Here is a 12,632-nt window from a genome sequence, read left to right on the forward strand (position 1 = left end):
TGCCGGGCCGACCAAGGAGGAGGGGGCCGGCGTGTCGTTGCTGGAGAACATCCGCGGTCCACGCGACCTGAAGGCGCTCGACGGAGAAGAACTCACCGACCTCGCCGAGGAGATCCGCCACTTCCTGATCCACGCCGTGGCCAGGACCGGCGGCCACCTGGGACCGAACCTCGGCGTGGTGGAGCTGACCATCGCCCTGCACCGGGCCTTCGACTCGCCAGCGGACCGCATCCTGTGGGACACCGGCCACCAGTCCTACGTCCACAAACTGCTCACCGGCCGCCAGGACTTCTCCAAGCTGCGCGGCAAGGGCGGCCTGTCCGGCTACCCCTCCCGCGAGGAGTCCGAGCACGACGTCATCGAGAACAGCCACGCCTCCACCGTGCTGGGCTGGGCCGACGGCCTGGCCAAGGCCAACCAGGTCCTCGGCCGCTGGAACCGCCACGTCGTCGCCGTCATCGGCGACGGCGCCCTGACCGGCGGCATGGCCTGGGAGGCGCTCAACAACATCGCCGTCGCCAAGGACCGCCCGCTCGTCATCGTCGTCAACGACAACGAGCGCTCCTACGCGCCCACCATCGGCGGCCTCGCCGACCACCTGGCCACCCTGCGCACCACCGACGGCTACGAGCGCTTCCTCGCCCGCGGCAAGGAGGCCCTGCTGCGCGTGCCGGGGGTGGGCAGGCCCGTCTACGAGTCGCTGCACGGCGCCAAGAAGGGCTTCAAGGACGCCTTCGCCCCCCAGGGAATGTTCGAGGACCTGGGCCTTAAGTACCTCGGCCCCATAGACGGCCACGACATCGCCGCCGTCGAGTCGGCGCTGCGCCGGGCCAAGCGCTTCCACGGGCCCGTCCTCGTGCACTGCCGTACGCAGAAGGGCCGCGGCTACCGGCCCGCCCTGGAGCACGAGGCGGACCGCTTCCACACCGTCGGCGTGATGGACCCGCTCACCTGCCGGCCGCTGTCCCGCCCGGCCGGGGTGTCCTGGACGTCGGTCTTCGGCGAGGAGATGGTGCGCATCGGGGCCGAGCGGCCCGACGTCGTGGCCCTGACGGCTGCCATGCTGGACCCGGTGGGCCTGACCCGCTTCGCCGAGGCGTACCCGGACCGCGTCTGGGACGTCGGCATCGCCGAGCAGCACGCCGCCACCTGCGCGGCGGGCCTGGCCACCGGCGGCCTGCACCCGGTCGTCGCCGTCTACGCCACCTTCCTCAACCGCGCCTTCGACCAAGTGCTGATGGACGTGGCCCTGCACCGGTGCGGGGTGACGTTCGTCCTCGACCGCGCCGGCGTCACCGGGACGGACGGGCCCAGCCACAACGGCATGTGGGACATGTCGATCCTGCAGGTCGTCCCCGGCCTGCGGATCGCCGCCCCGCGCGACGCCGACCAGCTGCGCGCCCAGCTCCGCGAGGCCGTCGAGGTCGACGACGCCCCCACCGTCGTGCGCTTCCCCAAGGAGAACGTCGGCGAGCCCGTGCCCGCCGTCGGCCGCGCCGGCGGCATGGACGTCCTGGCCGGCTCCGCCCGGACCCCGGCCGACGTGCTCCTCGTCGCCGTGGGGGCCATGGCACCGGTCGTGCTGGACGCGGCCGAGCTGCTGCGGGCCCGCGGCACCGGCTGCACCGTCGTCGACCCCCGCTGGGTCAAGCCCGTCGACCCGGCCCTGCCGCCGCTGGCCGCCCAGCACCGGCTGGTCGCCGTGGTGGAGGACAACAGCCGCACCGGCGGAGTCGGCTGGGCCGTCGCCCAAGCCCTGCGCGACACGGGCACCCACGTGCCCGTACGGACCTTCGGCATCCCCGAGCAGTTCCTGGCGCACGCCAAGCGGTCGGAGGTGCTCGCCGACGTCGGGCTCACGCCGGCCGAGATCGCCGGGCGGATCAGCGCCGCCCTGGCCCGGGCGCAGGAGGCCCGGGCGACCGTGACGAAGACCGACGGCGCGAAGGCCGGCCGGAACAAGGCCGTGCGGGCCGCGGCCGCGAAGGAGACGAGCGAGGCATGACCTCCGAGGGCACCAAGGGATTCGACCTGGCCCGGCTGCTGGCCGAGCGCGGCGGCGAACGCTACGAGCTGCACGCCCGTCACCTCAACCACCAGCTGCCGCGCATGCTGCACACCATCGGCTTCGACAAGGTCTACGAGCGGGCCGAGGGCGCGTACTTCTGGGACGCCGACGGGCGCGACCACCTCGACATGCTCGCCGGCTTCGGGGTCATGGGCCTGGGCCGGCACCACCCGGTCGTGCGCAAGGCGCTGCACGACGTCCTCGACGCCTCCCTCGCCGACCTCACCCGCTTCGACTGCCCGCCGCTGCCCGGCCTGCTCGCCGAGCGGCTGCTGTCGTACGCCCCCCACCTGGACCGGGTCTTCTTCGGCAACAGCGGCACCGAGGCGGTGGAGACCGCCTTGAAGTTCGCCCGGTACGCCACCGGCCGGCCGCGCATCCTGTACTGCCGGCACGCCTTCCACGGCCTGACGATCGGCTCGCTGTCCGTCAACGGCGAGGACGGCTTCCGCGACGGCTTCGCGCCCCTGCTGCCCGACACCGCGGTGCCGCTCGGCGACCTGGCGGCGCTGGAACGGGAGCTGGCGCGCGGCGACGTCGCGGGGTTCGTGATCGAGCCGGTCCAGGGCAAGGGCGTGCACGTCCCCCCGCCCGGCTACCTGCGGGCGGCGCAGGAGCTGCTGCACCGGCACAAGGCCCTGCTCATCGCGGACGAGGTGCAGACCGGCATCGGCCGCACCGGCGAGTTCTTCGGCTACCAGCACGAGAGCGGCGTCGAGCCGGACCTGGTGTGCGTGGCCAAGGCCCTCTCGGGCGGCTACGTCCCCGTCGGCGCCACGCTCGGCAAGGACTGGATCTTCAAGAAGGTCTACTCCTCCATGGACCGGGTGCTCGTCCACTCGGCCAGCTTCGGCTCCAACGCCCAGGCCATGGCGGCCGGGCTGGCGGTCCTCGCCGTCATGGAGGACGAGCAGATCGTCGCCAACGCCCGCACCACGGGCGAGCTGCTGCGCTCCCGCCTCGCCGCCCTGACCGGCAGGTACGAGATGCTGCACGACGTGCGCGGGCGCGGACTGATGATCGGCATCGAGTTCGGCCGGCCCAAGTCGCTGGGCCTGCGCAGCCGCTGGACGATGCTGCAGGCGGCCCGCAAGGGCCTGTTCGCCCAGATGGTCGTGATCCCGCTGCTGCGCAAGCACCGCATCCTCACGCAGGTCTCGGGCGACCACCTGGAGGTGATCAAGCTCATCCCGCCGCTGATCATCGGCGAGCGCGAGGTCGACCGCTTCGTCGACGCCTTCACGGCCGTCATGGACGAAGCCCACGAGGGGGGCGGCCTGATGTGGGACTTCGGCAAGACCTTGATGAAGCAGGCGATGGGCGGATAGCTACGACAGCAGTCGCTCCCGCAGCCGCTCCCGCGTGCCGGGGGTCAAGGCCAGCCCCTCGGAGAGGTACCGCTCGGTGGCCCCCCACGTCTCCGTGACAGCGGCGAACGCCGCCCCCAGGTACGAGGCCCTCGCCTCGAACAGCGGGGACAGCAGCTCCATCACCTCCGGCGGAGCCTCCCCGTCCCCCCGCCGCACCACGTACCGCCGGTGCGGTGCGTTGGACTCCAGGTAGTCGGCCTCGATCACCTCCGGCTCCACCCCGAGGGCGAGCAGCGTGACGGCGATCGACAGCCCCGCGCGGTCCTTGCCGGCGGCGCAGTGCATCAGGGCGGGGACGCTGTCGTCGGCGAGCGCGTGCAGCACGCGGCTGTGCTCGGCGGTGCGGGTGACGATCATCGTGCGGTAGGAGTCGGCCATCCGGTCCGCCGCGCGGCCCTCGCCGAGCACCGCGCGCAGGGTGGCCAGGTCGCCGTCGCGCACCATCCGCCAGAACTCGCTGCCGTCGGCCGGGTCCGACAAGGGGATGTTGACATTCCGCACGCCGGTGAGCGCGACGTCCGGGCCTTCGAGGGCGATGTCGGCCGCGTTGCGGAAGTCGAAGACCGTGTGCAGCCCGAGCGATTCCAGGAAGGCCCTGTCCGTCTCGGTGGCGTGCGCGAGGTGGCCGCTGCGGAAGAGGACGCCGGGCCGCACCTGCCGTCCGCCGGCGGCCGGCAGGCCGCCCAGGTCGCGGAAGTTGCGGACTTTCGCGAGCTCGGGTTCGGTCGACGGGGCGGGCGGTGTCCAGGTCACGTGCTGCTCCCTTGCGAAAGATGCGGCGCCGATGCGACACCGCATCGTATTCCGCACGGCGCGACATTGCCGGGGTGGGATACATCACGGCACGTCAACCCCTGGTTACGGTGGCGTAGGTCACTTGCGAAGGTGAAAGATGTACTGACGTGGCAGACGATTCGCATTCATTCAGCAAGAGCGCAATCGGGTCGTACGCGGCCGTCGGGGACAGCTTCACCGAGGGCGTCGGCGACCCGGGACCCGACGACACGTTCATCGGCTGGGCCGACCGGCTGGCCATCCTCCTGTCCGACCAGCAGCCGGAGCACACCTTCCGGTACGCGAACCTGGCCGTGCGCGGCCGCCTCCTGGACCAGATCGTGGAGGAGCAGGTGCCCCGGGCCAAGGAGCTCGGCCCGGACCTCGTCACCTTCTGCGCCGGCGGCAACGACATCCTGCGCCCCGGCAGCGACCCGGACGACGTGGCCCAGCGCTACGAGGCGGCCGTGGCCGAACTGCGCGCGACGGTCGGCACCGTGCTGCTGTGCACCGGCTTCGACACCCGCGGCGTGCCGGTCCTGCGGCACCTGAGGGGCAAGATCGCGACGTACACCGCCCATGTGCGGGCCATCGCCGACCGGCACGACTGCCCGGTGCTCGACCTGTGGTCCCTGCGCTCGGTGCAGGACCGCCGGGCCTGGAGCGAGGACCGGCTGCACCTGTCGGCGGACGGCCACACCCGCGTGGCGCTGCGCGCCGCGCAGGTGCTGGGCCTTGAGGTGCCGGCCGACCCGGACCAGCCGTGGCCGGAGGAGGGGCAGCGCTCGGCCGCCGAGGTGCGGCGCGACAACATCCACTGGGCCCGGGAGCACCTGGTGCCGTGGATCGGGCGCCGGCTGCGCGGCGAGTCCTCGGGGGACAACGTCGAGCCCAAGCGCCCGGACCTGCTGCCGCTGTAACGCGCGGCCGCAACGGACCCTCGGGGCCCGCGGGTGCGGGCCCGCCTCAGGGGAGCCGCCCGTGCGGCACGTCCGCCCAGACGACACGGCCGTGGCCGCTGTCGTCGGGCCGGACCCCCCACGCCGCCGACAGGGCACCGACCAGGAGCAGCCCGCGTCCGCTCTCCTCGTCCGCCCCGCTGCAGCGCACCCGTGGTTCCGTCGGGGCGTGCCCGTGGTCGGCGACCTCGATGCGCAGTGCCGCCCCGCTCACCCGCAGCCGGCAGCCGACCTTGTCGCTGTCGGTGTGCCGCACGGCATTGGTGAACAGTTCCGAGACCACCAACTGTGCGTCGTCGCAGGCGACTTCGTCGATTCCCCACTCCCGCAGCCGTGCGAGAACTCGTTTTCGCGCCTCCGCCACCGAGGCGTTGAGGGCCGGGAAGTGGAAGGCGTCCTGCAGATGGCCGATGAGATAGCTGCCGCAGAGCCCGGGCGAGGGTGCGTCATGGGAGGGGACCACGCCGCAACTATGTGCGATGTGTGCGAGCTGTGGCAAGGTTCAATCTGTAAATTGCAGAATCGCAAGGACAGTCTGTCGGGCCGACAGGCTGCGTGGCACACTGCTGGCATATGACGGCAGTTGGAGGGGATGGACAGTGGCGGACGCGCGTCCGGCGGGGGCCCCGACCGTCCTGAGGGTCGTGCTCGGCAAGCGGCTCCAGGACCTCAGGGAAAAGGCCGGCCTCTCCTACGAGGAGGCCGGCCGCGCCCTGGACGTCACCCACGCCACCGTCCGGCGGATGGAGAAGGCCGAGGTCGGGCTGAAGATCCCGTACGTGGAGAAGCTGCTCCGCGTCTACGGGGTGAGCGACCCGCAGGAGGTCGAGGGCTTCCTCGCACTGACCCGCGAGGCCAACCGCCCCGGCTGGTGGCACCGCTTCCGGGACGTCCTGCCCGAGTGGTTCAGCGCGTTCGTGAGCCTGGAGCAGGAGGCCAACCTCATCCGCGCCTACGAACCGCACTATGTGCCCGGCCTGTTGCAGACCGAGGACTACGCCCGGGCCGTGCTGCGCGCCGGCATGCCGCACGCCCCCCAGGCGGACGTGGAGCGTGCCGTCGCCGTGCGCCGGGAGCGCCAGGGCCTGCTCACCCGGGAGCGGCCGCCCCTGCTGTGGGTGGTGATGGACGAGACCGTGCTGCGCCGGCCCATCGGCGGGCCGGACGTCCTGCGGGCCCAGATCGACCGGCTGATCGAGGCCAGTGAGATGCCGCACGTCCGCCTGCAGTTCATGCCGTTCGCCGCCGGCCCGCACCCGGCGATGTACGGCCCCTTCCACATCTTCCGGTTCCCCATCCAGGAGCTTCCGGACATCGCGTACGCCGAGAACCTCGTCGGTGCCTCGTACTTCGACCAGCGCGAGGACGTCTCGTCCTTCCTGGAGGCACTGGACCGGATGTGCGCGCAGGCCGCGCCGGCACACACCACCAAGGCAATCCTGGGTGGCATTCGTAAGGAGATCTGAAACCATGGATCCGGACCACGTCTACAACGGCATGCCCGCCTCCGACCTCGGCACCGAGGGCTGGAGCAAGCCGTGGAGCGGCGGCAACGGCGGCAGCTGCGTCGAGGTCATGAGACTGGTGGACGGGCGCGTGGCACTGCGCCAGTCCACGGACCCCGAGGGTCCCGCTTTGATCTACACGCGTCACGAGATGGAGACCTTCATCCGGGGCGCCAAGGCCGGCGAGGCCGACTTCCTGCTCGCGGGGCACTGACCGCGCCACCGCACGCGGAAACGGGGGAGAGAACATGCGAAGCGAAGGGGACGGGCGTGGGTGAGCAGGGCATGAGCGAGCAGGGCACGAGCGAGCAGCGCGCGGGTGAGCAGGGCGCGGGCGAGTGGGGCTTCGACGGGCGCTTCGGCGGCCCGGGCCTGGAGGCGGGGGGCTTCACGGCCGAGGAGATCGACACCAGCAGACCGCACCCGGCCCGCATGTACGACTACTACCTCGACGGCTGGGACAACTACGAGGTGGACCGCCTCGCCGCCGAGCAGGTCATCGCGGCCCACCCGCAGGTGCGCCTGTCCGCCCGCGCCAACCGGGCCTTCCTGCGCCGGGCGGTGCGCGAGGCCGTGCGCGGCGGCATCCGGCAGATCCTCGACATCGGCACCGGCATCCCCACCTCGCCCAACACCCACGAGGTCGCGCGGGAGGAGGCCCGCGGCGTCCGGGTGGCGTACGTCGACAACGACCCCATCGTCGCCACCCACGCCGGGGCCAAGCTCACCAACGAGGGCGGCGCCGGCTTCGCGCTCGCGGACGTACGGCAGCCCGAAACGATTCTGCAGAACGCCGTGGTCCGCGACCTCATCGACTTCCGCGAGCCCGTCGCCCTGCTGCTCGTCGCCGTCATGCACTTCGTGAAGGACGAGGAGGACCCCGCCGGCATCATCGCCACCCTCGGGGACGCCCTGCCCGCCGGCAGCCTGCTCGTCCTCTCCCACGCCACGGAGGAGCCCTACGCGGGCTACGCCCAGGGGCGCACCGACGCCGTGGCCCGCGACGGAGTGCTCGACGTCTACAAGAACGCCACCGCCGCCCTGAACCTGCGCGGGCGCGCCGCGATCGAGCCGCTCTTCGGCGACTTCGCGCTCCTGGAGCCGGGCCTGGTCCGGGTGCCGCTGTGGCGCCCGGACGGCCCGGTGCCCGGCCCCGAGGAGCTGAGCAACACCGTCTTCTACGGCGGGGTGGGCCGCAAGGGCTGAACCTCAGGCGCCGGGGCGGGCCGGGATCTCGCAGCTGTCCTTGAAGCCCTGACTGGTCAGCCCCAGCGCCGAGTTCATCCGGGAGCGGAGGTTCTCCACTGCCACTATGGCGGTCAGCTCGACGAACGCCGCCTCGCCGAGCTGCCGCCGCAGCCGCTCCGCCAGCTCGTCCTCCACGGCCGGCGGGGTGGCGCTCATCGCCTCGGCGTACTCCATGACATCGCGCTCCAGGGGCGTGTAGGCGTCGCTGGAGCGCCACTGCGGCACGTCGCGCAGCTTCTCGGGCGCCATGCCCTGGCCGTGGCTCAGCCAGTAGCCGAAGTCCATGCACCAGGAGCAGCCGATCGCTGCCGCCGAGGCCATCACGGCGAGCTCCTTCAGCCCGCTGTCCAGCTTGTTCCACCGGGCCAGCGACATCTCGAAGCGCGCGTCGGTCATCAGCACCTTGCGGTTGTGCCCGAGCGCCAGCATGGGATCGATGACCTTGCCGTACGTCCGCTTGCTGTACCAGGCGACGAGGCGGTTGATCAGCGTACGGGGCGGGGTGAGGGAAACGCGGGCCATGGCCGGTGCCTTCCGAGGAGAACGGTTGCTGTCACCCGTACGACGAATCGGGACCCCCCGGATGTGACATCACCGGGTGAAAATCTTTTGCCGGCGCCCCGGCCTAGGCTGGCCGCATGGACGGTGAGCTCTTCCCCCGGCCCGTGACCGAGGTCGCCCCGGGCGCGGTGCACGTCCCGGGCTGGCTGGACGAGGCCGCCCAGCGCCGCCTCCTGGCGGCCTGCCGCGCCTGGGCCCGGCCCCCGGCGGGCCTGCGCACGGTGCGCATGCCCAGCGGCGGCGAGATGTCCGTGCGCACCGTCTGCCTGGGCTGGCACTGGTTCCCCTACGGCTACGCCCGCACCGTCGTCGACGGCGACGGCGCGCCGGTCAAGCCGTTCCCCGCCTGGCTGGACGAGCTGGCGCGGGCCGCGGTGGCGCGCGCGTACGGCCGCCCGGCCGGGCCCGAGGCGTACGACATCGCCTTGGTGAACTTCTACGACGCCGACGCGAAGATGGGCCTGCACCGCGACGCCGACGAGAAGTCCACCGCGCCCGTCGTCTCGCTCAGCCTGGGGGACACCTGCGTCTTCCGCTTCGGCAACACCGAGGGCCGCAGCCGGCCCTGGACGGACGTCGAACTGCACAGCGGCGACCTGTTCGTCTTCGGCGGCCCCTCCCGGCTCGCGTACCACGGCGTGCCGCGCATCCTGCCCGGCACGGCACCGGCCCCGCTGGGGCTGACGGGACGGCTGAACATCACCCTCCGGGTTAGCGGGCTGACTCGGTAGCGGGCTGTCTCAGTAGGCGAGTTCCGCGAGGACGGGCGCGTGGTCGCTCGGCTGCTTGCCGGCCTTGGGCTGCTCCCCGGTGCTCTCCAGCGGCTCGCCGGCGCCCGTGAACACCTTCTTCGCCCGGGCCAGCACGGAGTGGCTGACCAGGATGTGGTCGATGAGCTCCTTCTCCCCTTCGAAGACGCGGGAGAAGGCGTTCTCCTTGATCAGCGGCGCCAGGTTCCACAGCCGCATCGCATCCCCCGGGTCCGGCCGTGCCGCACCCCGCGGATGGTCCAGCTGGGAGCCGGGCGGGCCGTAGAGGATCTGGGTGGTGGCCGCCTTGGGCCCGTCGTTGAAGTCGCCCAGCACGGCCACGTCGCGCGTGTCGCCGTGGCCTGCGAGAAGTTCGTCCGCCAGCGCCCGCACGGCCGCCGCCTCGGCGCCCCGCCGGAAGAGCGCGTACGCGCCGACGCGGGCGCGCTCGCCCTCGTCGTCCGTGTCGAAGCGGTCCTGGTTCGGGTTCTGCTTGTCGGGGAACTTCAGGAGCTTGGACTTCAGGTGGCACACCGCCGCCGTGAGCGGGTGGCCCGGAGCCGGTTCGATCTCCACGGCGAGCACCCCGCGGCCCATGGCGTGGATCGTGCCGCCGTCGTCCCCGCTCTGGACGGGCAGCAGCTGCTCGGGGAAGGCGGTGGTGTCGGCGAGGCGCTTCATCGGCCTGCGGCTGAGGAAGCCGACCCGGATGGGGTGGTGGGGAGCGCTGTCGGGATGCTCGGACAGCAGCACGTGCCAGTGCCCGTCCAGGCGCTCGACCAGGTCGTCCAGCGCCTTCGGATCGAGCACCTCCTGCACGCCGAGCAGGACGGGATCGAGACGGTTGACGGTGGAGGCGAGCCCGTCGAGCTTCGTCTCGTACGCCGCCTCGTCCTGGGGGGTGCCCGGGCCGGCGCCGGGCCGGGACAGGTTCTGCAGGTTCCATGTGCCGATGACCACCATGGCCTCAGTCTTTTCATCGGATTGTCGGTGGGGAGGTGCGGGCGGCCGGGACGCGCCCGGGCGATCACCCGCCCGGCCGAAGACCGCGATGTGCTCGGCGGATAATGGGCCGGGTCCGACCGATGTGCTCCCTGGAGGTGCCGTGACCGGCTCCCGTCCGTACCGCTCGCCCCTCGACTCGCTGCGCCCGGCCGCCTTCGGCGCCGACCCGGCGGGGGAGCGGATGGCGCGCATCCGGCGCTCGCCGCACTTCGCGGACGGCTCCTTCGTCAACCCCGAGGGCACCCGGCGCACCCCCTCCGGCTCGATGCTGGCGTTCCTGCCCACCTACTTCCGCGCGGAGGAACGCCGCCGCCGCGCCCCCGCCCACGCCGTGCCCGTGCACCCCACGACCGTCGCCGACCTGGCCGTCCCCGCCGCCTCCGGGCTGCGGCTGACGTGGATGGGGCACTCGAGCGTCCTCGCCGAGATCGACGGGCAGCGGGTGCTGTTCGACCCGGTGTGGTCCGAGCGCTGCTCGCCCTTCGCCTTCGCCGGCCCCCGCCGCCTGCACCCCGTACCGGTGCCGCTCGCCGAGACCGGGCCGCTGGACGCCGTCGTCATCTCCCACGACCACTACGACCACCTGGACATGCCCACCGTCCGGGCCCTGGTCCGCAGCGGCGCCGCCTTCGTCGTCCCCCTGGGCGTCGGCGCCCACCTGGAGCACTGGGGCGTACCGGCCGGGCGCATCACCGAGCTCGACTGGCACGAGCACACGCGCGTCGGCGGCCTGACCCTCACCGCCACCCCCGCCCGGCACTTCTGCGGGCGCGCCCTGCGCAACGCCCAGCACACGCTGTGGGCGTCGTGGGTCGTCGCCGGTGACACGCACCGCATCTTCCACAGCGGCGACACCGGCTACTTCCCCGGCTTCGCCGCCATCGGCGCGCAGCACGGTCCGTTCGACGCCACGATGGTGCAGATCGGCGCGTACTCCGAGTTCTGGCCCGACATCCACATGACGCCCCGGGAGGGCGTGCGGGCGCACACCGACCTGCAGGGCGGCGACGCCTCCGCGGGCGTCATGCTGCCGATCCACTGGGGGACCTTCAACCTCGCCCCGCACCCGTGGGAGGAGCCCGCCGAGGACGGCGTCACCGCCGCCCGCGACGCCGGTGCCCGCCTGGTCGTGCCGCGGCCCGGGCAGCCGTTCGAGCCGGCCGTGGGTCTGCCGTTCGACCCGTGGTGGCGCGCGGTGGCGGCGCGGCCCGCGGGGGCCGGCCCGGTGGTGGAGGGCGGCGGCACGGAGGCCGCTTCGCCGGCCGACGTCGCACTGCAGGCCTGAGGGGCGTTACCGGAAACCGCCGCCAACATTGGCGGAATCTCGCACAACTGTGCGCGTATGTCTTGTCAGGTATGCGGAGGGGGCGCTTCAATGCCCGGGCCGAGGTTAGGAAACCTTCCTAACACTGTGTCGGCAGGGTCCCAAGCCGCCCACCGGGAACGGAGTTCCGCATGCCCGCACGCCCCACGACGAAGACGACGACGAAGACGACGACGGCTACGACGCCGAAGACCACCCGCCTCGCCCTGTGGGGCGTGGCCGCCGCCCTGCCCGCCTCGCTGCTCCTGGCGGGCCCCGGCCTGGCCGCATCGTCGTCCCCGGCCGCCGCGCCGGCAGCCGCCGCCCGGACGCAGGGGGCCGGTCTCGACGACCCGCACAAGAAGGACATCGCCATGCGGCTGGTCTCCAGCGCGGAGAACTCCTCGCTCGACTGGCGTGCCCAGTTCACCTACATCGAGGACATCAAGGACGGCCGCGGCTACACCGGAGGCATCATCGGCTTCTGCTCCGGCACCGGCGACATGCTCGAACTCGTCGAGCGCTACACCGACCGGAAGCCCGGCAACCCCCTGGCCAAGTACCTCCCCGCCCTGCGCAAGGTCAACGGCACCGACTCCCACGCCGGACTCGGCAAGCCCTTCGAGGACGCCTGGCACAAGGCCGCCGAGGACAAGGCCTTCCAGGACGCCCAGGAGGCCGAGCGCGACCGCATCTACTTCGACCCCGCCGTCAAGCAGGCCAAGCAGGACGGCCTGCGCGCCCTGGGTCAGTTCGCCTACTACGACGCGATCGTCATGCACGGCCCCGGCACCGGACGCGACAGCTTCGGCGACATCCGCAAGAAGGCCCTGGCCAAGGCCAAGCCCCCGGCCCGGGGCGGCGACGAGCGCACGTACCTGAGCGCCTTCCTGGACGCGCGCAAGGCCGCCATGAAGCACGAGGAGGCGCACAGGGACACCAGCCGCGTCGACACCGCGCAGCGGGTCTTCCTCGACAACGGCAACCTCGACCTCGAACCGCCGCTGAAGTGGAAGGTCTACGGCGACTCCTACGAGATCAAGCAGTAACGATCCTGCAGACCCATGCGGGCCATTGCGGCCGGGCCACC

Annotated in this window: 13 protein-coding genes; 9 read left to right on the forward strand and 4 right to left on the reverse strand. The window is 72.3% G+C overall.

From position 1 onward, the window contains the following. The first annotated feature begins 31 nt into the window (after positions 1–31). Both dxs and ABD361_RS18635 read left to right on the forward strand, forming a co-directional pair. Positions 32–2,005: a 1-deoxy-D-xylulose-5-phosphate synthase gene (gene dxs, locus ABD361_RS18630; RefSeq protein ID WP_344436527.1), complete on the forward strand. Its 1,974-nt coding sequence runs from the start codon at positions 32–34 to the stop codon at positions 2,003–2,005. Beyond that, positions 2,002–3,396, forward strand: a complete 1,395-nt coding sequence (locus ABD361_RS18635; RefSeq protein WP_344436529.1) for an aspartate aminotransferase family protein — start codon at positions 2,002–2,004, stop codon at positions 3,394–3,396. Before dxs ends, ABD361_RS18635 begins: the two co-directional genes overlap by 4 nt. Here ABD361_RS18635 and ABD361_RS18640 read toward each other — a convergent pair whose 3' ends face one another. Further along, on the reverse strand, positions 3,397–4,191 hold the full coding sequence (locus ABD361_RS18640) for a tyrosine-protein phosphatase (protein ID WP_344436530.1): 795 nt from the start codon (positions 4,189–4,191) through the stop codon (positions 3,397–3,399). A gap of 149 nt (positions 4,192–4,340) precedes the next feature. On the opposite strand from ABD361_RS18640, the gene ABD361_RS18645 reads away from it, so the two are divergent. Continuing rightward, positions 4,341–5,132: an SGNH/GDSL hydrolase family protein gene (locus ABD361_RS18645; protein WP_344436531.1), complete on the forward strand. Its 792-nt coding sequence runs from the start codon at positions 4,341–4,343 to the stop codon at positions 5,130–5,132. A 46-nt stretch (positions 5,133–5,178) separates the two neighbouring features. Here the strand turns inward: ABD361_RS18645 and ABD361_RS18650 are convergent, their stop codons facing one another. Beyond that, positions 5,179–5,634: an ATP-binding protein gene (locus ABD361_RS18650; RefSeq protein WP_344436532.1), complete on the reverse strand. Its 456-nt coding sequence runs from the start codon at positions 5,632–5,634 to the stop codon at positions 5,179–5,181. A gap of 136 nt (positions 5,635–5,770) precedes the next feature. Here ABD361_RS18650 and ABD361_RS18655 point away from each other — a divergent pair, with 136 nt between their 5' ends. The 3 genes from ABD361_RS18655 (at position 5,771) to ABD361_RS18665 (ending at position 7,882) form a co-directional block, all read left to right on the forward strand. After that, positions 5,771–6,637 carry a helix-turn-helix domain-containing protein gene (locus tag ABD361_RS18655; RefSeq protein WP_344436534.1) on the forward strand — a complete coding sequence of 289 codons (867 nt, stop codon included), beginning with the start codon at positions 5,771–5,773 and terminating at the stop codon, positions 6,635–6,637. A gap of 4 nt (positions 6,638–6,641) precedes the next feature. Then, complete coding sequence (locus ABD361_RS18660) at positions 6,642–6,890, forward strand: DUF397 domain-containing protein (RefSeq protein WP_344436535.1); 249 nt, start codon at positions 6,642–6,644, stop codon at positions 6,888–6,890. A 71-nt stretch (positions 6,891–6,961) separates the two neighbouring features. Beyond that, a complete protein-coding gene (locus tag ABD361_RS18665) occupies positions 6,962–7,882 on the forward strand; it encodes an SAM-dependent methyltransferase (protein ID WP_425583255.1) in 921 nt (306 codons plus the stop codon). Between the two features lie 3 nt (positions 7,883–7,885). On the opposite strand, the gene ABD361_RS18670 is transcribed toward ABD361_RS18665, so the two are convergent. Then, positions 7,886–8,446, reverse strand: a complete 561-nt coding sequence (locus tag ABD361_RS18670; RefSeq protein ID WP_344436537.1) for a carboxymuconolactone decarboxylase family protein — start codon at positions 8,444–8,446, stop codon at positions 7,886–7,888. Between the two features lie 116 nt (positions 8,447–8,562). Between ABD361_RS18670 and ABD361_RS18675 the strand changes: the two genes are divergently transcribed. Continuing rightward, a complete protein-coding gene (locus ABD361_RS18675) occupies positions 8,563–9,216 on the forward strand; it encodes an alpha-ketoglutarate-dependent dioxygenase AlkB family protein (RefSeq protein WP_344436538.1) in 654 nt (217 codons plus the stop codon). 9 nt (positions 9,217–9,225) lie between these two features. Here the strand turns inward: ABD361_RS18675 and ABD361_RS18680 are convergent, their stop codons facing one another. Next, positions 9,226–10,194 carry an endonuclease/exonuclease/phosphatase family protein gene (locus ABD361_RS18680; protein ID WP_344436634.1) on the reverse strand — a complete coding sequence of 323 codons (969 nt, stop codon included), beginning with the start codon at positions 10,192–10,194 and terminating at the stop codon, positions 9,226–9,228. Positions 10,195–10,339: 145 nt separating this feature from the next. Between ABD361_RS18680 and ABD361_RS18685 the strand changes: the two genes are divergently transcribed. Beyond that, complete coding sequence (locus ABD361_RS18685; protein ID WP_344436539.1) at positions 10,340–11,524, forward strand: MBL fold metallo-hydrolase; 1,185 nt, start codon at positions 10,340–10,342, stop codon at positions 11,522–11,524. A 170-nt stretch (positions 11,525–11,694) separates the two neighbouring features. Then, positions 11,695–12,591 (forward strand): chitosanase, encoded by an 897-nt coding sequence (locus ABD361_RS18690; protein WP_344436540.1) that lies wholly within the window; start codon positions 11,695–11,697, stop codon positions 12,589–12,591. The last annotated feature ends 41 nt before the right edge of the window (positions 12,592–12,632 follow it).

Origin of the sequence: Streptomyces luteosporeus (genome assembly GCF_039532865.1) — a bacterium.
In the GTDB taxonomy this organism is placed as follows: Bacteria; Actinomycetota; Actinomycetes; order Streptomycetales; family Streptomycetaceae; genus Streptomyces; species Streptomyces luteosporeus.

Bases quoted from the DNA above. Each gene is read 5' to 3' on its own strand.
- ABD361_RS18635 (WP_344436529.1), top strand. From the start codon at position 2,002: ATGACCTCCGAGGGCACCAAGGGATTCGACCTGGCCCGGCTGCTGGCC.
- ABD361_RS18660 (WP_344436535.1), top strand. From the start codon at position 6,642: ATGGATCCGGACCACGTCTACAACGGCATGCCCGCCTCCGACCTCGGC.
- ABD361_RS18665 (WP_425583255.1), top strand. From the start codon at position 6,962: ATGAGCGAGCAGGGCACGAGCGAGCAGCGCGCGGGTGAGCAGGGCGCG.
- ABD361_RS18670 (WP_344436537.1), bottom strand. From the start codon at position 8,446: ATGGCCCGCGTTTCCCTCACCCCGCCCCGTACGCTGATCAACCGCCTC.
- ABD361_RS18675 (WP_344436538.1), top strand. From the start codon at position 8,563: ATGGACGGTGAGCTCTTCCCCCGGCCCGTGACCGAGGTCGCCCCGGGC.
- ABD361_RS18690 (WP_344436540.1), top strand. From the start codon at position 11,695: ATGCCCGCACGCCCCACGACGAAGACGACGACGAAGACGACGACGGCT.